This is a genomic window from Aeromonas sp. JL9 (genome assembly GCF_024436075.1).
GTDB lineage: Bacteria > Pseudomonadota > Gammaproteobacteria > Enterobacterales > Aeromonadaceae > Aeromonas > Aeromonas veronii.
The window spans coordinates 26206-50631 of record NZ_JANFNV010000008.1; the positions used below are offsets into that span (position 1 = coordinate 26206).

Here is a 24426-nt window from a genome sequence, read left to right on the forward strand (position 1 = left end):
CTGTTCAAATCCAGAGGAACTGTCGATGAACCCATCCACTCGTACCCGCCATCTTAATCAATGGATCCAGAGCCACAGCGATCAGGACATGACCTACCCGGCCCTGCACGGTTTTCTCTGTGCTCGTCTGGTGGGGCCGGAAAGCCCTGACTGGCAACGCCCACTGGCTGGTTTGCTGGAACAGGATGCCGAGCTGGATGAAAAAAGCGCAGAAGCCCTCAACCACCTGATCGCCGAGCTGGAATCCCAGGCCGACGACGCCCAGCTGGCCCTGCCCAGCCAGTGCCGCCTGCCCAGCGATAACCCCGAGCAGGTGTTCGAACAGAGCCACCCCCTCGGTCAATGGTGTTATGGCTTCAGCATGGGTTTTGCCACCTGGCCCAAGCCGAAGGATTTGAACGACCCGACCACCCAGTACCGCTTCAGTCTGGCCGCCGAGCTGAGCCTGTTTCGCGACAAGCAGATGGCCCAGATGCTCTATAGCGCCGCCGCCAGCGAACTCCCCTTTGTCGAGTTCTGCAAGCGCCAGCGCCAGAATATGAAAACCGCCCTCAACCAGTTGCTCAACCTCGACCAGTATCAGGCCACCCCCAGTGCCGATGTGGCCCTCAATGGCGAGCAGGCCCAACAGTGGCAGACCTGGTTCGAGCTGGCCGACAGCTGCCGCGATCATCAGGCCCGCCTCGGCTGGTTCGAGAAGATCATCGCCGATGCCACCCCGCTCTTTGATGAAGCCTTCTGGCAGCAAATCGCCGGCCACGGCTGGAGTGCCCCCGAACTGCGCCCCCTGCTGGCCGCCAGAGCCGGCCGCGCCGACTGCCTGTTGCGCCTTGGCAAGCTGGGCGAGGCCAAAGCGGAGTATCTGGCGCTGCTGACAATCTGCGTGGCCGATGAGCTGGGTTGCCGCTACAACCTCTCCACCCTCTATGCACTGCAAGGGGATTGGCAGGCGTTGGCCGCCCTGCTGGTGCGCTTCGATGAAGCCTCCAGCTGGTTGCTCTACAACAAGGCGCTGATGCTCTTTGCCACCGAGGGAGCCGAGGCAGCCAAGCCCCATCTGCTGATCGCCATCGAGGCCAACCCGCACATTCCGGCCTGCCTGCTGGGTCAGCGCAAGCTGCCCAAACAGGAGCCACAAAGCTGGCAAGCGGGCAGCCGCGACGAGGCCGCGCTCTACGCTATCCACACTCGCGAGGCCTGGCTCAAGCAGAACGCCCTCATCTGGTTGCGTAAAGGCTGAACAGCGTTGGCTTAAAATCCCGTCGGTCAGACCCGGTTTTTCCTTGAGGGCGTGCGCCACCGCACATTTCATCGCAACCGGGTCAGACAAATCAGCTTGAGTTTCGTATCATCAATGTCAAAGTATCAAAAGAAACTGCATCTGATGCAGCCGTCACAGCAGGGTGTAATATGTCAAAAATCATAGCGTTACTCGCTCACTACCCGCCCTATCAGTTGGTACATGCCGCCGAGATGCTACGGGATACCTTCGAACAGTTTTATGAACAGCGTTACCAGCTGACCGTGCCGCAATGGCGCCTGATGATGGTGCTCGGCCCCAACTACCCCATCAGCCAGAAAGAGCTGGTCGAGGCGAGCGGCATGGACAAGGTGCGCATCTCCCGCGAGATCCGCCGTCTGGTCGAAAAAGGGATCATCTTTACCGAGAGCAGCGAGCAGGATAAACGCATCAGCCTGGTCTCCCTCACCAATGCCGGGCTCGCCCTCTTCCTGCAGCTCAAGAGTGAAGCGGGCAGTTGGCAACATACCCTGACCGACTATCTGCCTAGCGAATCCCGCGAGGCGATCCGCCAGCACCTGCACAGCGTCAGCGCCGCCATCGAGCAGCTGCAATCACTGGATCGGGAGAAATAATCATGGATTTGAAAAAGTTCGCCACCATGGACATCAATATGCTGCTGAGCGTCGTCAATATGCAACTGCGTGATCGCTATGACGATCTGGATGATCTCTGCAAGGCGCAGGAGATCGATCAGGCTGCACTGGAAGCGCGGCTTGCCAGCGGCGATTTTCACTACCAGCCAGCGCAGAAACAGTTCAGATAAAGAGAGCTAGCGGGATCGGGATCACAGCGCCAGTGATGGCGCTGGCTCTGCGGTAAAAACCTGATATGGTCTGAAGAGCCCCAACAGGGTGATGCACGGATACATCACCCTGTCACAAGAGGGCATTAAAATCGTTTCAGGTGAGCAAACCAAGGATGACCCCATGATATTGATGACCCGACAGAGCCTGTTGATCACGCTCTGTACCCTGTTGATGATCAGCCTCTTCACGCCCCACATGCCGCAAAGTACCGAACAGTGGCTGACCACCCTCTTGCTTGGCCTGCTGGTCGCGGTGGCATTGATGCTGGTGCGCGGTTGTCGCCGTTTTATGATGGAGTAGTGACTCCGCAGGAACATCTATACCAACCGCTTGCCGCGATATTCTCTGTAGCAGCAACGTCTGTCGCATTCATATCTAGCCCAAAAACAAACGCAGCCTGATGGCTGCGTTCTTGTATCTGGCGGGGCAACCCCTGAAGAGATAACCCCTGACGGGATAGATAGCCCTTATAGAGAGAGCCCTTAGATAGCCAGAGCCTCAAGCTGCGCTTTGGCCGCTTCCATCCCCTTGCTCTGGGCATCCGGGCCCATACCCATCCCCTCGGCGTAGATGAAATCCACCTCTTTGATACCGATGAAACCGAGCACGGTACGCATGTAGGGAGTGACCAGATCGGTGGCGCTGCCGACGTGCATGCCGCCGCGGGGGCTGATCACCAGCGCGCGGGTATTTTCAACCATACCGACCGGACCGGTCTCGGTGTAGCGGAAGGTGACGCCAGCGCGAGCAACCAGATCGATCCAGTTTTTCAGCTGGGTCGGGATGTTGAAGTTGTACATGGGGGCGGCAATTACCACCAAGTCGCTCGCCTTGAGCTCGGCGATCAGCTCGTCAGACTGGGCGATCACCGCCAGTTGGCGTTCATTGAGGTTGTCACCACCGCGCAGGCCGGAGGCCAGCTCGCCATCCAGCACCGGCAGGTTGAGTGCTGCCAGATCACGCACGGTGACGGCATCATCCTGATGGTCAGCCAGGAAGCCGTCGATCAGGGCGTTGGATTGGGAATATTGACCCAGGATGCTGGATTTGAGTACGAGGATATTGGCCATGGTGAAACTCCATTTGGTTGTCGGTTGAACAGCGTTGCTGTCGATGGAGGTCACTCTAAACATTGTGCTTATTTGCTGATAGCGAAAATAGATGCTCAACTTGTTCAAATTTTTTGATGCAAGGCCACTTCCTCGCCAGCCAGCCCCGCGGCCGCGCTTCAACCCTTGGCAGAACAAACGATTGCCGTTATGATCCGCCGCACTTTTTTCCAGCGACCCGGATCCCATGATACCCTCGCGCAGGCACTCTCCTCTGGCCGGTGCAGTCTGGATGATGGTGGCAGGACTCTGCTTCGCCGCCGTCAACAGCCTGAGCCAGTATGTTAGCTTCAAACTCGGCCTTGCCTCTACTCAGGTCGCCTTTCATCAATACCTGATCGCCCTGATCTGCCTGTTGCCCTGGCTGGTTCGCCATGGCTTGCGCCAATCCCTGATGACCAATCAGTTCCGGTTGCACCTGTTGCGGGTATTGCTGGCGGTGATCGGCATCCAGCTCTGGCTCTGGGCACTGGCGTACCCCGTCCCCATCTGGCAGGGGATCGCCCTGCTGATGACCTCACCGCTGTTTGCCACCCTGGGCTCCGCCCTGCTGCTCAAGGAGCAGGTGAGCCGCGCCCGCATTCTGGCCACCCTGGCGGGCTTTGCCGGCGCCATGCTGATCCTCGCCCCCTGGACTGACGAATTCAACTGGGCCTCCCTGCTGCCGGTGGCGGCGGCGCTGTTCTGGGCAGGTTACTCCCTGATGGTGCGCTATCAGGCAGCCAACGAATCATCCCACACCATTGTGGTCTACCTGCTTATTTTCAGTACCCCGTTCAACGTCATGCTGGCACTGCCGGAGTGGCAGTGGCCGAGCGAGAGCCAATGGCTGCTGGTAGCCGCCTCCGGCGTGCTGACGGCACTGGCACAGATGTCCATCGCTCGCGCTTACAGCGTGGCAGAGGCCTCCTTCGTGCAGCCTTTCGATTTTGCCAAGCTGCCGATGAACGTGCTGGCGGGCTGGCTGGTATTTGGCTGGGCGCCCCCCGGACGTCTGTGGCTTGGCGCCGCCATCATCATTGGCGCCATTACCTTGCTGACCCATCTGGAGCAGCGCGCTCACAAACCCGTTTCCTGAGGTACGCCATGCGTGCCTCTTTTTTTGTCCGCTATTTGTGTAATAGCGATCATCAACAATGACCATCGACATCAGGAGAGATCGTATGTTTGGAACCGCAACCCGCCCCGGCGCCACCCGTGCCCTGCTGCTGGGCTCCGGCGAACTTGGCAAGGAGGTCGCTATCGAGTTGCAACGCTTCGGCATCGAAGTGATCGCCGCCGACCGCTACCCCAATGCCCCCGCCATGCAGGTGGCCCACAAAGCCCATGTACTAGATATGCTCGATGGCAACGCCCTGCGCGAGCTGGTCGCCGAGGTAAAACCCGACCTCATCATCCCCGAGATTGAAGCGATCGCCACCGATACCCTGGCTGCCCTTGAGCAAGAAGGGGTCAAGGTAGTGCCCAACGCCCGCGCTACCCAGCTCACCATGAACCGGGAAGGGATCCGCCGCCTCGCCGCCGAGACCCTGGGTCTGCCCACCTCACCCTACCGCTTTGCCCAAAGCAAAGAGGAGTTTGTCGCCGCCGTCGAGGCTATCGGCCTGCCCTGCGTGGTGAAACCTGTGATGAGCTCGTCCGGCAAGGGACAGAGCGTACTGCGCGATCTCGCCAAGCTGGATGACAGCTGGACCTACGCCCAGGAGGGTGGCCGCGCCGGCCGTGGCAAGGTGATCGTCGAGGGCTTCGTTCCCTTCGAGTACGAAATCACCCTGCTCACGGTACGCGCCGTCGATGGCATTCACTTCTGCGACCCTATCGGCCACCGGCAGGAAGATGGCGACTACCGCGAATCCTGGCAGCCACAGGTGATGAGCGAGCTGGCGCTGGCCCGCTCCAAAGAGGTAGCGGCCAAGGTGGTCGAGGCCCTCGGCGGTTACGGCCTGTTCGGGGTCGAACTCTTCATCAAGGGGGATGAGGTGTGGTTCAGCGAAGTCTCGCCGCGTCCTCACGATACCGGCATGGTGACCCTGATCTCGCAGGATCTCTCCGAGTTCGCCCTGCACGTGCGCGCCATTCTGGGGCTGCCGGTCGGCACCATCACCCAGTATGGGCCGAGCGCTTCTGCCGTGGTACTGCGCGAAGGGCACAGCCAGGACATCCGCTATCAGGGAATTGGTGAGGCATTGGCGCTGGTGCCGGGCGCCCAGCTGCGGCTGTTTGGCAAGCCGGAGATCGCCGGTCGTCGCCGTCTTGGCGTGGCGCTGGCCCGCGCAGCGGATTGCCAGGATGCGGTGGAAAAAGCCAAAGCCGTGGCCGCCAAGGTCGAAGTACTGTTCTAAGGGCTTTTTTGCCACAGCAAAACAAACGTTTGCCGATGTGATCGGGCGCAAGGGGCATGGCAATGCCCCTTTTGCATTTCCCCGTCAGGCTTATAATCCCCTCTTCAAATTTGTCAGGAGTACAAGATGTTAGCTGCCGTGATCTTCGATATGGATGGTGTTCTGATCGACTCGGAACCCTTTTGGCAACGGGCCCAGATCGCCCTTTTCTCCGAACTGGGTCACCCCCACACCGTCGAGGATTGTGAATCGACCATCGGCGTGCGCATCGATCAGCTGGTCGCCCACTGGTATCGCCTGCGCCCGTGGAGCGGCCCAACTCAGGAAGAGGTAGTACAGCGCATTCTGGATCGGGTCAACGCCCTGATCCTCTCCGAAGGTCAGGCCAAAGCCGGTGTGCTGGAGGCGCTCGACCTTATCGAAGCCCGCGGCCTGAAAGTGGGTCTGGCCACCTCTTCCCCCTTTGCGATGGTAGAAGCGGTGCTCGGCAAACTTGGCATTCGCGATCGCTTTATGGCGGTTCACTCCGCTGAAGTAGAGCGTTTCGGCAAACCGCACCCGGATGTCTACATCCACGCCGCCGAAAAGCTGGGGGTGGAACCGGTACACTGTCTGGCCATCGAAGACAGCTTTACCGGCCTGCTGGCGGCCAAGGCGGCCTCCATGACAGCGCTGATCGTGCCGGATCCGGCTTTAGTCGGCGACCCACGCCTTGCCATCGCCAACTACCAGCTCGGCTCACTGGCCGAGCTGAATGCCGACATGTTGGCCAGCTGGGTCAAGTAGCGCCTATCGGCGCCTTGCTGCGCTCGAGTTCTCATATCCGCAGGGGGCTCCAGCCCCCTGTGATTGCCAAACAACCGTTGGCAATCCCCCTCTGTTCACCCGTCATTCGCAACCAGATTGCCCTTCTCGCACACGACCAGTCCAACCGGTTTCACCTTGCCATCCCTCAGGCTTGATCTCTGTCATAAACGTGCGTTTGCTCGCGGTTAACCCTCTGCTGCCCGACTAGAATCAGGGTAGATAGGCGGCCTCAGGGCCCGAGGAGGTTATCATGATCGAGTACACCAGCAAACGCATCGTCTGCCCTCACTGTGGCCACCATACCCGGGTCGAGCTGGATGCCAGCCAGGGTGATCAGGAGTTTTACGAAGATTGCATGGCCTGTTGCAATCCGATCCATCTGCGGCTTCACCGCGACGAAGCACGCGACTGTTTGCAGTTGTTTGTGGATGCGGATGACGAGCAACTGTTTTGATTGTGAGTCTCAAAAGGCCGAGCAGCTGTTTTGCCTGCAAGTCGCAAAGAGCTGAGCAGATGTTGTGACTGCGAGTCATAAAAAGTTGAGTGGATATTTTCACCATATAAATAACAAGGGCCTGCACACTGCAGGCCCTTGCTTATGAGGCGATTGAAACCGAGCCGTTTCCTTTCAGTGACCCCCGCGTGCCGCCAGCACCCGCTCCACCGTATCGACGATGGCCTGGGTCTGGGGATCGATCTCGATATTGGTCGGCCAGCCCGCCTTGACCCAACCCAGGTTGGTGCGAGCCAGGGTCTCGGGGATCAGGTGGACGCAGAACTCCCGCTCGCGCACCTCGCCGATGGTCAGGCTAATGCCGTCGATGCCGATATACCCCTTGGTCAGTACATATTTCATCAGCTCAGGGGCGAGGCGATACCACACCTGACGGTTGTTGGGTGTGTCGATCACCGAGGTAACCTCCGCCATGCCGATGATATGGCCAGACATGGCATGACCGCCGATCTCGTCGCCAAAGCGGGCAGCCCGCTCCACATTGACCTTGTCCCCCACCTTTAACAGGCCTAGGTTGGTGAGACGCAGGGTCTCCTGCATCAAATCGAAGCTGACCAGCTCCCCCTCGACCCGGGTGACGGTCAAGCAGCAGCCGTTGTGAGCGACCGAGGCGCCGAGGGCCAGCCCTTCCCCCCACGCCGGGCTTGGCATGCGGATCACATGGGTACGGAAGTTGGGTTGCTCCTCGATGGCCACCAGTTCGGCGGTCCCCTGCACTATGCCAGTGAACATCTCTCGTCTCCTGCTACGGCAAAAAGGGCAGGTTAACCTCGGGCAGAGGGTGAGACAAGGGTACAGGCTGACAAGCTTGCGCCCGATCGCTATAGTGACGCCGTTCACATCCGGGTAAACAAGGAAAAAGAAATGCAGGTATATCAATGTTGTGAAGCGATCCGCATCGCCTATAACCAGATTGGCTCCGGCGAGCAGGGCTATGTGCCAAACGCCATCGCCGCTACTATCCGCGCCCTCAACGCGGTCGCCGCCGATGAACGGGTGCCCGCCGAGCTGCGCGAGCAGGCTGCCTATGCTGCCGCCAACCTGCTGATCAGCGATCACGAAGACGCCTGATCCTGCCCCTCGGGGTGGCAACTATTTCGTCATGGCTGAATTTCAGGCTAGAATGCCTCCCCCACCCTTTGCACTTTCGTCCGAAAGTGCAAAGGCTCTTCCCGATTTCCGCTCTTTATTTACTCTTATCTGATCCACTCGGAGGTGTCAGTGCAACGTTATTGGTCCGAGGCGAAGCAGTTAGTCCGTCTAGCCAGCCCCATTCTGGTCGCCCAAGTGGCCCAGGTCGCCATGAACTTCGTCGATACCGTGATGGCGGGTCAGGTGAGTGCGGTCGATCTGGCCGCCGTGTCGGTGGCGTCCAGCTTCTGGCTACCGGTGATCCTGCTGGTGCAGGGGATCATCATGGCGCTCACCCCTATCGTCTCTCAGCTAAACGGCGCCCGTAAGCGGGACCAAGTCCGCCCGGCCGTCCATCAGGGCTTCTGGCTGGCGCTCATCGTCACCCCGCTGGCGATGGTTGCGCTCTACTACAGCCCGCTGGCGCTGCAGCTCATGGATGTGGAACCTGTGATGGCGGCCAAGACCACAGGCTACCTGCACGCCATCCTGTGGGGTCTGCCCGCCTTCGTGATGTTCCAGGTGCTGCGCAACTTCAGCGAGGGGCTCTCCCACACCATGCCTACCATGGTGATCGGTTTTGTCGGGTTGGCGGTCAATATTCCCGCCAACTACATCTTCATCCACGGTCACTTCGGCATGCCCAAGCTCGGCGGGGTCGGCTGTGGCGTCGCTACAGCCATCGTGCTGTGGGCCATGCTGCTGGCGATGATCCTCTACGTGAAGCTCTCCCGTCACTTCACCGAGATCCGTCTCTTCTCCCAACTGGCTCGCCCCAACGGCAGCCGGATCTGGCGGCTGTTTCGCTTGGGCTTCCCCATCGCCATGGCCATCTTCTGCGAGGTGACCCTGTTTGCCGTAGTGGCCCTGATGCTGGCCCCCTTCGGTGCCGAGACGGTGGCGAGCCACCAGATTGCGCTGAACTTCTCCAGCCTGGTCTTTATGCTGCCCCTCTCCATCGGGGTGGGTGTCACCATCCGGGTCGGTCACAGCATCGGCGAAGGTCAGCCCCATCACGCCCGGGTGGCAGCCCGCACAGGCCTGCTGCTGGGGGTCAGTGTCGCGGCACTTACCGCTGCATTTACTGTGCTGCTACGGGAGCAGATCTCCTCCATCTATACCGATGATCTGCAGGTGATCGCCCTTGCGTCCACCTTGCTGTTCTTCGCTGCCATCTATCAACTCTCCGACTCGGTGCAGGTGGTCGCGGCGGCTGCGCTGCGCGGTTACAAGGATACCCAGGCGATCTTCTACGTCACCATCGTTGCTTACTGGGGCCTGGGGCTGCCGACCGGCATGATCCTGGGTCTCACCGACTGGATAGTACCGCGGATGGGGCCACAGGGCTTCTGGATTGGCTTTATCGTCGGTCTCACCAGTGCCGCGCTGATGCTGGGGGCTCGCCTGCGCCATATCTATGGCCGCTTCGCGACGCCGGAGGCGTGCACCACCCTGTCGCGGGCCCAGTAAAAGTGGCAACTCGCCTGCAAAATCAACAGGCTGCGCAAGAACTGGGCAAACAGTCTCCTTTGTGCATTCGGCCTGTTGACAGCCTTGGGGGGCATGGGTAGTATGCCGACCACGCCAGCAGTGCTGGCGTAGTGAAACGGGTTTGTTGCTCGGTTGGTCAGAGCATCACCTTGGCATGGTGAAGATTGTGTCGTTGGTTCGAATTCATTTCATCTAGTGGGTTTATAGCTCAGTTGGTTAGAGCACTACCTTGACATGGTAGGGGTCGTTGGTTCGAATCCAATTAAACCCACCACTTTTCTGTGATGCGTCCTTAGCTCAGCTGGTTAGAGCACCACCTTGACATGGTGGGGGTCGGTGGTTCGAATCCACTAGGACGCACCATTACAGAACACTGATTATGCGTCCTTAGCTCAGCTGGTTAGAGCATCACCTTGACATGGTGGGGGTCGGTGGTTCGAATCCACTAGGACGCACCATTCAGTTTCAATACTTTGCAGTTATTCCATATGTGGGTTTATAGCTCAGTTGGTTAGAGCACTACCTTGACATGGTAGGGGTCGTTGGTTCGAATCCAATTAAACCCACCACTTCTGCATAAAGAAATAAAAGTCGCATTGCGCACCCTGCGTCCTTAGCTCAGCTGGTTAGAGCATCACCTTGACATGGTGGGGGTCGGTGGTTCGAATCCACTAGGACGCACCAGATTAAAAAAGCCCGCTCATCGAGCGGGCTTTTTGCATTCTGCCATGCAGCCACTCCCCAGCCCCGCCACTCCGTTCAGCACAATTCGGCAATGGCGCAAAGCCTTGTTCCCATAAAAAAACCCGTGCCATCCGATAAACGACACGGGCCGGATAGATGCCGCCAGCGCCTCAGCTCTGCACGGCAATCTCGTACTTCTTTATCTTGCGATAGAGGGTGGCAATCCCAATCCCCAGCGCCTGTGCGGCCAGTTTTTTGTTGCCGAGCCGCTGCAGGGTCTCTTCTATCATCTGTTTTTCCATGCTCTCAAGGCCGCTCTCACCCGGAACGGGTTCAGGCAGCTTCTCCGGCGTGGCGGCGAGCGGAGCTGTGGCAGGCACATTGAACGACGCATCCAGATTGGTCACCGGGATCGACTGGGCCGCCACGCGATGGGGCTCCTGATTGCGGATGATGTTGGGGGGCAGCAGGCTGGAGTCAATCACCTCGCCCGCCTGGCTGACGTTGACCAGATATTCGATGAGATTGCTGAGCTCGCGCACGTTGCCCGGCCAACGATACCCCTTGAGCAGCGCCATCACCTCGGGAGCCAAACCAGGATAGACAATGCCAATGCGGCTGGTGTGCAGGTTGAGGAAGTAGTGGGTCAGCAGCTCCACGTCCCCTTCCCGCTCCCGCAGCGGCGGCAGGTTGAGGGGGATAACGTTGATGCGGTAGTAGAGATCTTCACGAAACTTCCCTTCGGCGATGTATTGATCGAGATGCTGGTGAGTGGCGGCGATGATGCGAATATCCACCGGCACCGGTCGGCTGGCCCCGATGGGGGTCACCTCCCGAAGCTCCAGCACCCGCAGCAGCTTGGCCTGCATGGTGAGCGGCATGTCGCCAATCTCGTCAAGGAACAGGGTGCCCTGATGGGCCGCTTGGATCAGGCCCTGTTTGCCACCGCTGGAGGCACCGGTAAAGGAGCCCTTCACATAGCCAAACAGCTCGCTCTCCAGCAGTTGTTCGGGAATGGCGGCACAGTTGATGGCAATAAAAGGCTTGTCCTGACGCGGACTCAGGCGATGGACAGCGCGGGCCACCACCTCTTTACCGGTGCCGCTCTCGCCACAAATCAGCACGCTGGAGGGACTCTGGGCGATGCGGTGCAGCAGCCGCTTGAGGGTGCGCATCGGCTTGCTCTCGCCGATCAGCTGATCGATCCGCACATCCGGATCCGGCTCCTGAACCTGACCGGAGTGGGACTGGTGAAAGGCCATCAGAAAGAGCTGCTGGCCCTGCACATGGTGTAGCTGGCCGATGATCAGCTCCTGACGACCTTCAAAGGTGATGATGTGCTGAAGATGACCACTCAGCCCCTGTTGGGAGAAGGTGAGCGGGCGGATCCCCACTTCGCGCCCCTGCAGCTGTTCCTGCTGGCAACCCAGATGATGGAGCGCCGCCTCGTTGGCGTAGAGCAGTTGACTCTTGTCATCGAGCAGCAGGCAACCCTGATCCATGTTGGTCATCAGATTGAGGAACACCTTGTTGACCCCGTCCGACAGCCCGCGTGAATCGAGCAACTTGGCTACAAAGATGGTAGAGATATGGCGCACATAGTCACACACATCCTGCAAATTGTTGTTGAGGCGCGCCTGCTGCTCGTCGCTGAAGGCCACCAGACTGATCACCCCGATACAGCGCTCGTCCACCATGATGGGCACCCCGAGGAAGGCGCGCTCACGGCAGCTCTCCTTGCAGGTACAACCGTCACACACGGGATCATCGCTGGTGTGGGTAACGATCTTCTCCCTTTGGTTATCAATCACATAGCGCAGCAGGCGGGAGTCGCCCTCCAGCTGACGTCCAAAGAATTTGCCATAGGGCCCGGTGCCAGCCACCCGAACCATATCGGCATCCACAATCTCGACCTCAAGCTGCAGCACACTCGCCAGCATCTTGGCAAAGCGCAAGATGGTCGGCTGGATCTGCATCAACAGACACTGGTTGCTCACGGATCTCATCCATCATTCCTTTTTGTTCTTGTTATCCCCCCCCTAAAGGGAGTCATGCTGGCCAGATACTAAGGGATATCAGGGGGAACTACTTCGGGGGGGATCACGAAAAGGGAAAATGATCCGTATCCTCCGTGACTTCAGAGGCACAGATAAAATTCAATAAAAACATGAAGATGAAAACACATGCAGCAAGATAAACCACTCGGGACAGCCAAGCCTGCTGATCTGCGGAATCCATCGACAAATCATGCTGAAGGTGGGGAAAACAGCCACTGAAATGGCATCTGGCTCACGCGCCGCGTACCTGTTTCAAGACTTGGCACTCATGGTCGAAATCCGCTTTATCTTGCGGCTGAATGTAACTTTGCCAGCGGGCAAACAGCTCAGCCGTTGGATAACGATGCAGACGAATACCGGTGCGATAGAGTTTGGGAAAGAGTGGGTCTGGCTGGGATCTCACGACCAGACCGCGCAGTTTCTCGCCAGAGGGAATGGCAATCACCAGCTCATCCCCCTCTTTCAACCGTATGGCCCCCAGAATACCGATGCCGCCGATGGCTATGTCGCGCACTACCACATAGGGCACCGGGTTGAGCAACTCCAGAAACCAGTTGCGACGGCGACATTCCGCCTTGTAACCACCACCACTGAGGATAAAACGGCGGTGTCTGCGCCAGTCATAACCGGTAGGCAATGCCGGGTCATAGCGCGATTTTGCCTGCCCCACAGGCTCAGATTGCTCACTTGTGCTCATCCGGTTTCCCTCACTGGCATTGGTTAAACAGTGTCAGTCAGCTCTTTTTCATACTATAGCTGTCGCCGTTAGCCCTGGGGCTCAGGGCCGGATACGGGGACGACAGATGTATCACGGAGGCAATGATTTGGTACGAACCGTTTCCACGAGAAGAGCCGCAGCGATGCAATCTGGCTTAGCCGGGCAGATGAAGTGCCAGCCAGACCGCCAGCGGGATCACTAGCACAGAGAGGGCATTGCCGCCGAGCACGATACTGGCCACCTTGTCCGGCTGACAGTGATACTGCTCGCAGAGCATGTAATTCAACACCGCAGGGGGCAAGGAAACCGACAACATCAACAGCTGGATCCACTCCGTCTTGAGCGGCAACAGCCAGATCGCCAGCAGCAGCGACAATCCCCCCGCCAACAGATAGAGCAGGTTGCACTTGAGCGCGAGGCCAAGGTGATCAAGCTCTCCCTCCATCAGGCGAATGCCCAGCGCAAAGAGCATCAGGGGCACCGAGATCTGGCCGAGTAGCGAGGCCGTGGTCACCACATATTCCGGCAGCGCAATGTTCAGGTTGGCCACCAGCAAACCGGCCAGCGCGGCCCACAGTACCGGGCTGCGCAGCCACAGCCAGCGGGAGGTATTGGCCGAGAGGATAAACATGCCGACCGAAAAGTGCAGCAGATTGGAGAGTACAAAGAGGATCACGATGGCCCCCAGTTGCTGCTCGCCAAACGCCAGCACCATCAAGGGGATACCGAGATTGCCGGTATTTCGGAACATGGCGGGCAAGATCAGCGCTGCCCGCTCAATTCCTTTGAGTTTGAGCAGCGCGAGCAGCAGACCGGGTAACAGAATAACCAGCGCCCCCGCCGCAATCAGCGGCATATGCTCCGCCAGCGCCAGCGGATACTTGACCAGCGCGGAGAAGACCAGCGCCGGGGTAAACAGCTCGATATTGGCCCGATTGACGTAACCGAGTGCAGCCCCCGGTCGCAATCGCCCGTAGAGGGCGCCGAGCCCGACCACACCGAACACCGGAATGACGATATTGAGCAGGGCGCTGAACATGGGCGGCGTCCGTTACAGTTCGCGGGCCGGCTTGCCCATCAGCACCACCGGATCCAGCGTCACTTCCAGTGCGCCGTTACTGACCCAGAGCTGACCATCGGAAATAGTGCAGGTGAGCTGCATGGTGCGCTCGACCATGGCGGTGAGCGGCAGAGTCTGGCTGTCGGAGAGTTCGATGATGCTGAGGTTGTCATGCTGGCTCAGCTTGCCCTGGTTCTGCTTCCACCAGACGCTGGTGCCACGACCGCCGTAGAGGTAGAGCACCACCTGACGGGCGCGGTTGCAGGCTTTTTTGAGCCGTTTTTCATCGGGTTGGCCCAGCTCGATCCAGAGCTCTATTTCGTCCGAGTAGTTCTTGCACCAGAGCTCGGGTTCATCATCGGCGCTCAATCCCTTGGTGAACTCCAGTCGCTCGGCGGCGTGCCAGGCAAAGGCCGCCAGCCGGATCATCATCCGCTCATCGGTTTCGGAGGGGTGGCGCGCCAGCGTGAGGGAGAAGTCCTGATACAGATTGCGATCCATATCAGACAAACTGATCTGGGCCTTGAATACGGTTGCCTTGAGAGCCATAGAAAACCTTGAACACCTGATAAGAGAAGGGTGAGTGGGAAATACGGGCGCCAGTGTAATCAAAATCGGCGGCAGGTTCGACCATCCTGACCAAAGATTTCCCCTTCCCAGCCGGGATAAGTGCTTTAAAAGACACAAAAAACAAATGCCAGTCCGAAGACTGGCATTTGGCGGCATGAGAAGCGACTCACTTCTCGGCGGACTGTACCCCGAACGCGTTCAGCAGCATGCAACAGGTCACTGCCACCGCCACGAATCCGCTCAGAAAGATAAAGGGCATGGCCCCGTATCCCAGTACTGTCCAGATGGTGTGTTCAAGAAGACTCATTGTTGTGTCCTTCATCCGGTGAAAGGTGTGTTCCTTCTGGCGGATATTGGCTCCGCTCTTGATGCCTCCATTTGACCTCAATCAGCGGTTGGGTCCTATGCCACCAAAGTGATAAATGCAGGGTTCATTTGCGCTGGATCAAGCTTTTTGGCCAAATATCCATGCAGTTCAAGCAATTACCACCGCCAATCAAGGATAGACACAAACACGGCAGAATAAAAAAACGCGCCGGATGGCGCGTTTCTTGGACAGCACAGGCAAGTGATCAATTATCGCACAGATCGCTTGGCATGTCCTGACGCAGGCGGGTCCACAGCTTGCCGGACTCGATACCGTACTGACGCACCGTCATGAACACGGCTTCGTGGTTCTTGGTCTCCGCCAGATTGAGCAGGGTCTTGTAGTAGGCATCTGCGGTCTCGCGGGCCTGCTTGTCGGAGAAGTAGTAGCTGCCGACCCGGCTGTACAACCCTTTGAAACCGTTCAGGATCAGGGCGTAAATCGGATTGCCGGAAGCAAACGCCAGCTGGTGGTGCAGGCGATAATCGAACTCGGCATAAGCCTGTGCGTTGTTCTCGACCCCATCGGCACCACGCAGGATCTCGGCGGCCTGTTCCGGATTGTGACGGATCGCCCCGCGGATAAAGATGGTGCAGATATGGGTACGGGCTGAGAGCAGCTGAGCTATCAGATCAGGTACCTTGTCCTGATCCAGACGAGCCAACGTCTCCAGAATATTGAGGCCGGAGGTTTCCCAGAAATTGTTCACCTTGGTCGGCTTGCCATGCTGTATGGTCAACCAGCCATCACGGGCCAGTCGCTGCAGCACTTCGCGCAAGGTCGTCCGCGTCACCCCGATCAACTCGGATAATTCACGCTCGGCGGGCAGAATAGATCCGGGAGGAAAGCGATTGTTCCAGATGGACTCGATGATGTATTCCTCGGCAAACCCAGCTGGGCTCTGCGCTTTTATAACCATGAATTGACTCTGTTGTAATGCGTAAAAAGGCTGACGAATGATATCAAAGCGATGATGGCTGGCAAGCATAAGGTCAGTCCTCTGCTCACATATGGCAAATATAGTGTTGGGAATATGTATCTAATCGCCGCGAGGGAGCCAGCCAACCCCGACAAGGTGGTTATAAAACAGACACATGGGCAGAGATCCATCGGCTATCATTTATAATCGTCACGCTTTTTGATTAAAATCACGAGGAATCAGACAGATAAAGGCCAACATCCGGAGGCACAGGTCGAATCATCCTTGACTGCATAGAAGCAGATCCTAACAACAAAGTTGAGACCCATTATCATGCCAATAAGCCTAGGGCAGGCATTCGCCAAGAACTTCTTGGGCAATGCACCACAGTGGTATAAAAGCGCCATCTTGCTATTTCTGGTGATCAATCCGATTGCCTTCCACCTTGATCCTTTCATTGCGGGCTGGTTACTGGTCGTTGAGTTTATCTTCACCCTGGCCATGGCCCTCAAGTGCTACCCCCTGCAACCGGGTGGCCTGCTCGCGATCGAAGCCGTGTTGATCGGCATGACCTCCGCCGATCAGGTCAAACACGAGCTGGTCGCCAATATCGAAGTGCTGTTGTTGCTGGTGTTCATGGTGGCAGGCATCTATTTCATGAAGCAGCTGCTGCTCTATGTCTTCACTAAGCTGCTGATCGGCGTACGCTCCAAGATCCTGCTCTCCCTCTCCTTCTGTCTGGTGTCCGCCTTCCTGTCAGCTTTTCTCGATGCCCTGACCGTGATTGCCGTGGTGATCAGCGTCGCCACCGGCTTTTACGCTATCTATCACAAGGTCTCGTCCGGCAAGGAGTTTGGTCACAGCCATGACCATACCGATGATAAGGAAGTCGCCGAGCTCAATCGCCAGGATCTCGACGATTTTCGCGCCTTCCTGCGCAGTCTGATGATGCATGCCGCCATCGGTACCGCGCTGGGTGGTGTCTGCACCCTGGTGGGCGAACCGCAAAACCTCATCATCGGCGAGCAAGCGAGCTGGAACTTCGCCGAATTTGCCATTCGCATGTCCCCCGTCACCGTCCCCGTCTTTATCTGCGGTCTGCTGACCTGCGTGCTGGTAGAACAGTTCCGCTGGTTTGGCTATGGCGCCCGCCTGCCAGACACGGTGCGCGCCATCATGGAGGAGTACAACCGCTACGAAGAGGCAAAACGCAGCCCGCAAGACAAGGCCAAGCTGATCGTTCAGGCATTTATTGCGGTCTGGCTGATCGTCGGTCTGGCCATGCACCTGGCAGCCGTTGGTCTGATTGGCCTCTCGGTCATCGTGCTGGCCACCTCCCTGACCGGGATCACCGAGGAGCACTCGCTGGGTAAAGCCTTCCAGGAGGCACTCCCCTTCACCGCCCTGCTGGCGGTCTTCTTCAGCGTGGTCGCCGTCATCATCGATCAGCAGCTGTTCAAGCCGGTGATCCAGCTGGTACTGGCAGCCAAACCGGAGAACCAGCTGGCCCTCTTCTATTTGGCCAACGGGGTGCTCTCCATGGTCAGTGACAACGTCTTTGTCGGCACCGTCTACATCAATGAGGTGAAGACGGCCATGCTCAATGGTGCCATCGACCGCGCCCAGTTCGATCTGCTGGCGGTAGCCATCAACACAGGTACCAACCTGCCGTCGGTCGCCACCCCCAATGGTCAGGCCGCCTTCCTGTTTATGCTCACTTCGGCATTGGCGCCGCTGCTGCGTCTCTCCTATGGCCGCATGGTCTGGATGGCGCTGCCCTACACATTGGTACTGGGGCTGATCGGCTTTTTCTCTGTCGAATTGCTGCTTGGTCCTGCCACCGAGTGGTTCTATCAGCATGGATGGCTGGTGATGGAGAGTGCGCTGCCAGCGGTACAGCCGGCGCTGCATTAATCCGCTGCAACGGAACCCGAGGGCCCTTTCAGGGCCCTTTTCTTTTCGGTTCCGCTCTGCTCTAATTCAGCCACTGTTTTTTCTGAGAGATCAATGAGATGATCGAGTTTCTCCGCCGTATCGCCGCCCATCGGCTGGCCTGGGGTCTGTTGGCAGCATCAGCCCTGTTCCTCGAGTTGTGCGCCCTCTTCTTCCAGCATGTGCTGGGCCTCTCCCCGTGCGTGATGTGCGTTTACGAACGGTTGGCGACCCTGGGTGTGCTGGCCGCTGGTCTTCTCGGCATGGTGGCGCCGGATAAGTGGTATGTTCGCTGGAGTGCCATGTTGCTGTGGGGCTACAGTGCCTTCCGCGGCTTCCAGCTGGCCCTCAAGCATGTGGACTATCAGGTTAACCCCTCCCCGTTCAACGTCTGCAGCCCGTTTGCCGACTTCCCGAGCTGGGCTCCGCTCGATCAGTGGCTCCCCTGGCTCTTTATGCCGGAAGGGGATTGTGCCCAGATCACTTGGCAGTTCTTCGGTTACTCCATGCCCCAGTGGCTGGTTGTCATCTTCGCCGCTTACCTGTTGGTCTTCACCGTGGTGGCCATCGGCAATCTGGTGAAAGGGCGCTGCTGCAACTGAGTGTCATGCCCACGTGGAGATAAAAAGGGGGGAGCCATGATGGCTCCCCCTTTCTCGTTCTGGTTGACCGTATTTCTGGTTACGCCCTGGCTGTGCTCATCTTGGCCTTGACCGCGCCAATTACCATGGGCAACAGGGAGATACCGATGATGCCGAAGATCAGCAGGGTAAAGTTGTGACGCACCACCGGCAGATTGCCAAAGAAGTGACCGGCATAAACGAAGGAGAGTACCCACAGCAGGCCGCCAACCAGGTTGAACGCCAGGAAGCGCGGATAGGTCATGGCCCCCATCCCTGCCACGAACGGCGCAAAGGTACGCACGATGGGCAGGAAGCGGGTGATGATGATGGTCTTGCCGCCATGCTTGGCGTAGAAAGCATGGGTCTTCTCCAGATAGTCGCGGCGGAAGATTTTGGAATCCGGGTTGCGGAACAACTGCTCGCCGAAGAAATGGCCAATGGTGTAGTTGACCACGTTGCCCAGCACGGCAGCGATGATCAGCACGGCCGCCAGGGTATGGACGTCCAGCACGCTGCCCACGGTAAGCGCACCGGCGGCAAACAGCAGGGAGTCACCCGGCAGGAACGGCGTCACTACCAACCCGGTTTCACAGAATATGATGAGAAACAGGATGGCGTAAACCCAGACGCCATAGTTCTCGAACAGCTCTTTCAAATGCACATCAACGTGCAGGATAAAGTCGATTGCAAAGAGGATCAGATCCATTTTTTCCATACCCATAAAGTGAACGGCGTGGAGTCTACGCCAATGCCATCCGGGCGACAATCACCGGGCCAGCCTCTTTTTCATCCTGCAGTGCCCACCTTCAAATGAAACCGTTTTTCCGCTTCCTTCGAGGGTGAGGGCACAAAGAGAGATGCCGAGCATGGTCTTGAAAAGGTGAACTAGGGGGCCTGTTCCAGATCGCTGCGCACTGCGGGGGGCAGGCAACGCTCCCAGCCCCATAGCAACACCAGCAGCAGGGTCACATCATCGAACCAACCCAGCAAGGGCACCACGTCAGGGATAAGATCCACCGGACTGATGCCATAGAGCAGGATAAGGATCACCAGTCCCCTCGCCCACCAGGGGGTACCGGGATGGCGAAAGCCCTGATAGAGACGACGAAGTCGTTGCCAAATCAGCCAGCGTTTACGGCTCATGATTCGATCAACTCGCTGCGCAGCCGCTGGATCTGATCCCGCAGTGCCGCCGCCTGTTCGAACTCCAGATCCCGGGCATGCTGGAACATCTGCTCCTCCATCCGCTTGATCTCTTTGGCAATCTCGCTGGCTGAGCGGACATGGTATTCCCCTTGCTGCTCGGCTGCCTTGCGCATCCCCTTGCCTGGTTTGCCTGTCGTGCGGCTGCCCCCCATGTCCATCACATCGCCAATGGATTTGTTGAGCCCTTTGGGGGTGATCCCATGCTTGAGGTTATGGGCATGCTGCAAGGCGCGGCGCCGCTCGGTCTCCTCAATGGCTACCTTCATCGAGTTGGTGATGGTATCGCCGTAGAGAATGACCTTGCCGTTGAGGTTACGCGCCGCCCGGCCGATGGTCTGGATCAGCGAGCGGGTCGAGCGCAGGAAGCCCTCTTTATCTGCATCGAGAATCGCCACCAGCGACACCTCCGGCATGTCGAGGCCTTCCCGCAGCAGGTTGATACCCACCAGCACATCGAACTTGCCAAGGCGCAGATCGCGGATGATCTCCACCCGTTCGACCGTATCAATATCGGAGTGGAGGTAGCGCACCTTGACGTCGTGCTCAGCCAGATACTCGGTCAAGTCTTCCGCCATACGCTTGGTCAGGGTCGTGACCAGCACCCGCTCCTCCACCGCCACCCGCTTGCGGATCTCGGAGAGCAGATCGTCCACCTGAGTGGTCACCGGACGCACCTCGATCTCCGGATCGAGCAGGCCGGTTGGGCGCACCACCTGCTGCACCACATCGCCGCCGGACTTCTCCAGCTCGTAGGGGCCGGGAGTCGCCGAGACAAACACCGTCTGCGGCATCAGCGCTTCAAATTCGTCGAACTTGAGCGGCCGGTTGTCCAGCGCCGAGGGGAGCCGGAAACCGTACTCCACCAGGGTCTCCTTGCGGGAGCGGTCCCCTTTGAACATGGCGCCGATCTGCGGCACCGTGACGTGAGACTCGTCGATGATGAGCAGACCGTCCCCCGGCAGGTAGTCAAACAGGGTGGGCGGCGGCTCCCCCGGCGCACGGCCGGAGAGGTAGCGGCTGTAGTTCTCTATGCCGGAGCAGTAACCCAGCTCCTGCATCATCTCCATGTCGAACTGGGTGCGCTGGCTGATGCGCTGCTCCTCCACCAACTTGTTGAGGGACAACAGCTGCTCGCGGCAGCTGCGCAGCTCCTCCTTGATATGCTCGATAGCCCCCAGAATGGTCTCGCGCGGGGTGGCGTAGTGGGTCTTGGGGTAGATGGTATAGCGCACTACCGTCTGCTCGATAGCGCCGGTCAGCGGGTCGAACAGGGAGAGCCGCTCCACCTCTTCATCAAATAGCTCTACCCGCAGGGCCAGCTTGTCAGATTCGGCAGGGTAAATATCGATGACTTCACCGCGCACCCGGAAGGTGCCGCGCTGGAACGCCATGTCGTTGCGGGTGTACTGCAGCTCGGCGAGGCGACGCAGGATATCCCGCTGGTTGATCACATCCCCCACTTTCAAGTGCAACATCATGCTCAGATAAGCTTGGGGATCCCCCAGACCATAGATGGCCGACACCGAAGCAACGATCACCACGTCGCGCCGCTCCAGCAACGCCTTGGTGGCCGACAATCGCATCTGCTCGATGTGATCGTTGATGGAGGCATCCTTCTCTATAAAGGTGTCGGTGGTCGGCACATAGGCTTCGGGCTGGTAATAGTCGTAGTAGGAGACGAAATACTCCACCGCATTGTCGGGGAAGAACTCCTTCATCTCACCATAGAGCTGGGCGGCCAGGGTCTTGTTGGGAGCCAGGATCATGGTCGGGCGGTTCAGGGTGGCGATGACGTTGGCCATGGTGAAGGTCTTGCCCGAACCGGTCACCCCGAGCAGGGTCTGATGGGCCAGCCCTGACTCGATGCCATCCAGCAGTTGGGCAATCGCCGTGGGCTGATCCCCGGCGGGTTGAAACTGGCTGGCTAACTTGAACAATTTGCTCATGAACACTCCCGACACAAAACAGCAGAGGAGCAGTGTAACCGAGGGTTTGGCAACGGTACACCCGTGCCATCATCCCGCGAATGGCTTGACCACACCGGACACCTTCTGTATGATGCTCCTCCTTGCCCATGTTCCCCCGTAGTTCAGTCGGTAGAACGGCGGACTGTTAATCCGTATGTCACTGGTTCAAGTCCAGTCGGGGGAGCCAATTCCTCACCATCTCGGTGCAAGTTATCCACTTTAGTGCCCTCGCCTGCCAATTTTAATGCACAAGATCCTTCTTGCTGCTGACGCTCCCTTTTGTTACCCGTCCCGGCTCGACAGAGTTTTCTCCTGCCGCACCTAACTATTTGATTTTTATACAAACATTTTTATTCCGGTATTTTTTGAACAGCCCTTGCATCCCAGTGCTGACGCGGCTTTCAGGGCAATGAACAAGTTTCATGAACAGGGTTATCCACAGATTCTGTGGGTAAGTAAAGCAAACCCTGTCAGGACGCGGGATTGCCCTTGATGGCCCCCGGCAAAGAGTCATTTTGCTGGCCAACCTGATTTTATGCTGTTTTTTTGCCCCCTCAGGAATAGCGGGGTGACAGGCTCTATTGGCACTTTTCAGAGGCATCTTTTTGCCAACCCTTTTCCCGTGGGCGAACGGGCAAATATCAAGCTGACTTGTACCTCTATCCACCATGACGGCTGTCGGTTGAATCTGCTGAAACTGATCCCCGCCAAGCGGTCGAACAGCAGAATCTAAAATATCGGCCTGCGCCAGAGCGCTTCGGTCGCGGACAGCAGATTTCACTAATTGACAACAGCGGTTACAGCAAAAATTGCCAGATTTCATCCGCTTGTCTCCCTATCACGCCGCCGGCTCCACAAATAGCGTCCGATAACGTCCGATTAATCGCTCCCTTGCGCTTCTTTATTGGGGATAGATCCGGCACAATATCGACCCCACTTTTTTCCTCGGTTTTTCCGGGCATGACCATAGATTTCGTGACACTGCTACATCAAAGCGACTCCCTGCTGCTGTTCGTGGTATTGGCCTTCGGCCTGCTGCTTGGCAAGGTGCGAATTGGCAACTTTCAGATTGGCAACACCATAGGTGTGCTGTTTACCGCCCTGCTGTTCGGCCAGATGGGCTTCGAATTTGCAGCCACCACTGAAAACGTCGGCTTTATGCTGTTCATCTTCTGTGTGGGGATCGAGGCGGGCCCTCACTTCTTCAGCGTCTTCCTGCGCGACGGCATCCACTACATCACCCTGACCCTGGTGATCTTGCTGACCGCCCTGCTGCTGACGGTGGGGCTGGCCAAGTTCTTCAATCTGGGGCCGGGCATGGCGGCGGGGATCCTGGCGGGTTCCCTCACCTCGACCCCGGCGCTGGTGGGTGCCCAGGATGCCTTGCGCAGCGGTCTGCTCAACCTGCCTCATCAAACCGATATGCAGGCGGTGCTAGACAACATGGGCATCGGCTACGCCCTGACCTATCTGGTGGGTCTGGTGGGCCTGATGCTGGTGGTGCGCTATCTCCCATCGCTGGCACGCCTCGACCTCAATACCGAAGCGCAAAAAATCGCCCGTGAGCGGGGTCTCTCCGACAGCGAGAGTCGCAAGACCTATCTGCCCATCATCCGCGCCTATCGGGTGGGTCCCGAACTGGCAGCCTGGATCGGTGGTCGTACCCTGCGGGAGACCGGCATCTATCCCCATACCGGCTGCTATGTAGAGCGGATCCGCCGCAACGGCATTCTGGCCAGTCCCGATGGCGATGCCGTCATTCAGGAAGGGGATGAGATCGCCCTGGTGGGCTATCCCGAGAGCCACGAAAAGCTGGACGTCAACTATCGCAACGGTAAAGAGGTGTTTGATCGCAACCTGCTCGACCTGCAGATCGTCACCGAAGAGATAGTGGTAAAGAATGACTCCGTGGTAGGCCGCCATCTGGTGGAGCTCAACCTCACCGAGAAAGGGTGCTTCCTCAACCGGGTAGTACGCTCCCAGATCGAGATGCCGTTCGATCGCAACATCATGCTGCAAAAGGGCGACGTGCTGCAGATCAGCGGCGAGAAGCAGCGGGTCAAACTGCTGGCCAACAAGATCGGCTTTATCAGCATCCACAGCCAGACCACAGATCTGGTGGCATTCACCACCTTCTTTGTGCTTGGCCTGCTGATCGGCTCCGTTTCGCTGGTGTTCGGTCAGATCGAATTCGGTCTCGGCAACGCCGTCGGCCTGCTGTTGGCGGGCATTCTGATGGGGTACCTGAGGGCCAACCACCCGACGGTCGGCTATGTGCCGCCCGGCGCGCTCAGATTGGCCAAGGATCTCGGTCTGGCGGTCTTTATGGTGAGTACGGGTCTGAAAGCCGGTGGCGGCATCCTCGACCACCTCAGCGAGGTGGGTACGGTAGTGCTCTTCTCCGGCATGCTGGTGACCACCTTGCCGGTGCTGGTCGGCTATCTGTTCGGGGTCTGGGTGCTCAAGATGAACCCGGCGCTGCTGCTCGGTGCCATCACAGGTGCCCGTACCTGTGCCCCGGCGATGGATGTGGTCAACGAGGCAGCCAACAGCTCCATTCCGGCGCTCGGCTATGCCGGTACCTATGCGGTGGCCAACGTGATGCTGACCCTGGCGGGCTCCTTTATCATCGGCTTCTGGTTCTAGCCAGCAGCCATCACATTACCGCTGACAAAGAAGGGAGCCTCAGGCTCCCTTCTTGCTATCTGCCCCGCTAGAGAGATGTAGGTCCGGCTCATTGGTGTGGCGTCACCTTCCCCCTCCCACCATCTGCGCTGAAATCTGCCACTAACCCACTCTTCCTATTCCACAATGGCCGAT

At 58.3% G+C, this 24426-nt stretch carries 25 protein-coding genes and 6 tRNA genes; 19 read left to right on the plus strand and 12 right to left on the minus strand.

Annotation, left to right across the window (positions count from 1 at the left end; translation table 11 throughout):
- Window positions 1–25 precede the first annotated feature (25 nt).
- The 4 genes from NOM06_RS08275 to NOM06_RS08290 all read left to right on the plus strand — a co-directional run bounded on the left by NOM06_RS08275 (window position 26) and on the right by NOM06_RS08290 (window position 2409).
- The gene (locus NOM06_RS08275; protein WP_255911028.1) at window positions 26–1240 is read left to right on the plus strand and encodes a UPF0149 family protein; all 1215 of its coding nucleotides are present in this window, start codon (window positions 26–28) and stop codon (window positions 1238–1240) included.
- A 170-nt stretch (window positions 1241–1410) separates the two neighbouring features.
- Window positions 1411–1875, plus strand: coding sequence for a MarR family winged helix-turn-helix transcriptional regulator (locus tag NOM06_RS08280; protein WP_005336856.1), 465 nt, complete (start codon window positions 1411–1413; stop codon window positions 1873–1875).
- Between the two features lie 2 nt (window positions 1876–1877).
- The gene (locus NOM06_RS08285; protein WP_019445848.1) at window positions 1878–2066 is read left to right on the plus strand and encodes a DUF4250 domain-containing protein; all 189 of its coding nucleotides are present in this window, start codon (window positions 1878–1880) and stop codon (window positions 2064–2066) included.
- A 163-nt stretch (window positions 2067–2229) separates the two neighbouring features.
- Complete coding sequence (locus NOM06_RS08290) at window positions 2230–2409, plus strand: hypothetical protein (protein WP_043820293.1); 180 nt, start codon at window positions 2230–2232, stop codon at window positions 2407–2409.
- Between the two features lie 182 nt (window positions 2410–2591).
- On the opposite strand, the gene NOM06_RS08295 is transcribed toward NOM06_RS08290, so the two are convergent.
- Window positions 2592–3179 carry an FMN-dependent NADH-azoreductase gene (locus tag NOM06_RS08295; RefSeq protein WP_005352326.1) on the minus strand — a complete coding sequence of 196 codons (588 nt, stop codon included), beginning with the start codon at window positions 3177–3179 and terminating at the stop codon, window positions 2592–2594.
- Window positions 3180–3405: 226 nt separating this feature from the next.
- Between NOM06_RS08295 and NOM06_RS08300 the strand changes: the two genes are divergently transcribed.
- From NOM06_RS08300 to NOM06_RS08315, 4 genes are all read left to right on the plus strand, one after another.
- A complete protein-coding gene (locus tag NOM06_RS08300) occupies window positions 3406–4296 on the plus strand; it encodes a DMT family transporter (protein WP_101530832.1) in 891 nt (296 codons plus the stop codon).
- An 85-nt stretch (window positions 4297–4381) separates the two neighbouring features.
- The gene (gene purT, locus NOM06_RS08305) at window positions 4382–5560 is read left to right on the plus strand and encodes a formate-dependent phosphoribosylglycinamide formyltransferase (protein ID WP_255911030.1); all 1179 of its coding nucleotides are present in this window, start codon (window positions 4382–4384) and stop codon (window positions 5558–5560) included.
- A gap of 126 nt (window positions 5561–5686) precedes the next feature.
- Window positions 5687–6346, plus strand: a complete 660-nt coding sequence (hxpB, locus tag NOM06_RS08310) for a hexitol phosphatase HxpB (protein ID WP_255911032.1) — start codon at window positions 5687–5689, stop codon at window positions 6344–6346.
- Between the two features lie 271 nt (window positions 6347–6617).
- Window positions 6618–6821 (plus strand): CPXCG motif-containing cysteine-rich protein, encoded by a 204-nt coding sequence (locus NOM06_RS08315; RefSeq protein ID WP_005336871.1) that lies wholly within the window; start codon window positions 6618–6620, stop codon window positions 6819–6821.
- A 174-nt stretch (window positions 6822–6995) separates the two neighbouring features.
- On the opposite strand, the gene NOM06_RS08320 is transcribed toward NOM06_RS08315, so the two are convergent.
- Window positions 6996–7613, minus strand: a complete 618-nt coding sequence (locus NOM06_RS08320) for a riboflavin synthase subunit alpha (RefSeq protein ID WP_255911035.1) — start codon at window positions 7611–7613, stop codon at window positions 6996–6998.
- A gap of 132 nt (window positions 7614–7745) precedes the next feature.
- On the opposite strand from NOM06_RS08320, the gene NOM06_RS08325 reads away from it, so the two are divergent.
- From NOM06_RS08325 to NOM06_RS08355, 7 genes are all read left to right on the plus strand, one after another.
- Window positions 7746–7952, plus strand: a complete 207-nt coding sequence (locus NOM06_RS08325) for a YaeP family protein (RefSeq protein ID WP_005345813.1) — start codon at window positions 7746–7748, stop codon at window positions 7950–7952.
- Window positions 7953–8102: 150 nt separating this feature from the next.
- Window positions 8103–9482: an MATE family efflux transporter gene (locus NOM06_RS08330; protein WP_255911037.1), complete on the plus strand. Its 1380-nt coding sequence runs from the start codon at window positions 8103–8105 to the stop codon at window positions 9480–9482.
- A 218-nt stretch (window positions 9483–9700) separates the two neighbouring features.
- A tRNA-Val gene (locus tag NOM06_RS08335) sits at window positions 9701–9777 on the plus strand.
- A 12-nt stretch (window positions 9778–9789) separates the two neighbouring features.
- A tRNA-Val gene (locus NOM06_RS08340) sits at window positions 9790–9866 on the plus strand.
- Between the two features lie 18 nt (window positions 9867–9884).
- Window positions 9885–9961: transfer RNA gene (locus tag NOM06_RS08345), tRNA-Val, on the plus strand.
- A 34-nt stretch (window positions 9962–9995) separates the two neighbouring features.
- A tRNA-Val gene (locus NOM06_RS08350) sits at window positions 9996–10072 on the plus strand.
- A 38-nt stretch (window positions 10073–10110) separates the two neighbouring features.
- A tRNA-Val gene (locus NOM06_RS08355) sits at window positions 10111–10187 on the plus strand.
- 170 nt (window positions 10188–10357) lie between these two features.
- On the opposite strand, the gene NOM06_RS08360 is transcribed toward NOM06_RS08355, so the two are convergent.
- The 6 genes from NOM06_RS08360 to fadR all read right to left on the minus strand — a co-directional run bounded on the left by NOM06_RS08360 (window position 10358) and on the right by fadR (window position 15878).
- Window positions 10358–12193 (minus strand): sigma 54-interacting transcriptional regulator, encoded by a 1836-nt coding sequence (locus NOM06_RS08360; RefSeq protein WP_255911039.1) that lies wholly within the window; start codon window positions 12191–12193, stop codon window positions 10358–10360.
- A 283-nt stretch (window positions 12194–12476) separates the two neighbouring features.
- Window positions 12477–12941, minus strand: coding sequence for a hypothetical protein (locus NOM06_RS08365; protein WP_042080858.1), 465 nt, complete (start codon window positions 12939–12941; stop codon window positions 12477–12479).
- Between the two features lie 175 nt (window positions 12942–13116).
- Entirely contained in the window at window positions 13117–14001 is an 885-nt protein-coding gene (locus tag NOM06_RS08370; protein ID WP_255911041.1) for an AEC family transporter, read from the minus strand.
- Window positions 14002–14013: 12 nt separating this feature from the next.
- The gene (locus tag NOM06_RS08375) at window positions 14014–14571 is read right to left on the minus strand and encodes a YaeQ family protein (protein WP_005336887.1); all 558 of its coding nucleotides are present in this window, start codon (window positions 14569–14571) and stop codon (window positions 14014–14016) included.
- A gap of 187 nt (window positions 14572–14758) precedes the next feature.
- Complete coding sequence (locus NOM06_RS08380) at window positions 14759–14899, minus strand: TIGR02808 family protein (RefSeq protein ID WP_005345965.1); 141 nt, start codon at window positions 14897–14899, stop codon at window positions 14759–14761.
- A 265-nt stretch (window positions 14900–15164) separates the two neighbouring features.
- Complete coding sequence (gene fadR, locus NOM06_RS08385; protein ID WP_026034983.1) at window positions 15165–15878, minus strand: fatty acid metabolism transcriptional regulator FadR; 714 nt, start codon at window positions 15876–15878, stop codon at window positions 15165–15167.
- Between the two features lie 333 nt (window positions 15879–16211).
- On the opposite strand from fadR, the gene nhaB reads away from it, so the two are divergent.
- Entirely contained in the window at window positions 16212–17792 is a 1581-nt protein-coding gene (gene nhaB / locus NOM06_RS08390; RefSeq protein WP_255911043.1) for a Na(+)/H(+) antiporter NhaB, read from the plus strand.
- A 98-nt stretch (window positions 17793–17890) separates the two neighbouring features.
- Complete coding sequence (gene dsbB, locus NOM06_RS08395; RefSeq protein ID WP_005336895.1) at window positions 17891–18412, plus strand: disulfide bond formation protein DsbB; 522 nt, start codon at window positions 17891–17893, stop codon at window positions 18410–18412.
- Between the two features lie 79 nt (window positions 18413–18491).
- Here dsbB and NOM06_RS08400 read toward each other — a convergent pair whose 3' ends face one another.
- The 3 genes from NOM06_RS08400 to uvrB all read right to left on the minus strand — a co-directional run bounded on the left by NOM06_RS08400 (window position 18492) and on the right by uvrB (window position 21585).
- The gene (locus NOM06_RS08400) at window positions 18492–19139 is read right to left on the minus strand and encodes a DedA family protein (protein ID WP_040069761.1); all 648 of its coding nucleotides are present in this window, start codon (window positions 19137–19139) and stop codon (window positions 18492–18494) included.
- 179 nt (window positions 19140–19318) lie between these two features.
- The gene (locus NOM06_RS08405; protein ID WP_139410420.1) at window positions 19319–19576 is read right to left on the minus strand and encodes a YkvA family protein; all 258 of its coding nucleotides are present in this window, start codon (window positions 19574–19576) and stop codon (window positions 19319–19321) included.
- Window positions 19573–21585, minus strand: coding sequence for an excinuclease ABC subunit UvrB (gene uvrB, locus NOM06_RS08410; protein WP_255911045.1), 2013 nt, complete (start codon window positions 21583–21585; stop codon window positions 19573–19575). Before uvrB ends, NOM06_RS08405 begins: the two co-directional genes overlap by 4 nt.
- A 132-nt stretch (window positions 21586–21717) precedes the next feature.
- Between uvrB and NOM06_RS08415 the strand changes: the two genes are divergently transcribed.
- Window positions 21718–21793, plus strand: a tRNA-Asn gene (locus tag NOM06_RS08415).
- A 138-nt stretch (window positions 21794–21931) separates the two neighbouring features.
- On the opposite strand, the gene NOM06_RS08420 is transcribed toward NOM06_RS08415, so the two are convergent.
- The gene (locus tag NOM06_RS08420) at window positions 21932–22429 is read right to left on the minus strand and encodes a hypothetical protein (protein WP_255911047.1); all 498 of its coding nucleotides are present in this window, start codon (window positions 22427–22429) and stop codon (window positions 21932–21934) included.
- A 137-nt stretch (window positions 22430–22566) separates the two neighbouring features.
- Between NOM06_RS08420 and NOM06_RS08425 the strand changes: the two genes are divergently transcribed.
- Window positions 22567–24252: an aspartate:alanine antiporter gene (locus tag NOM06_RS08425; RefSeq protein WP_005336899.1), complete on the plus strand. Its 1686-nt coding sequence runs from the start codon at window positions 22567–22569 to the stop codon at window positions 24250–24252.
- The last annotated feature ends 174 nt before the right edge of the window (window positions 24253–24426 follow it).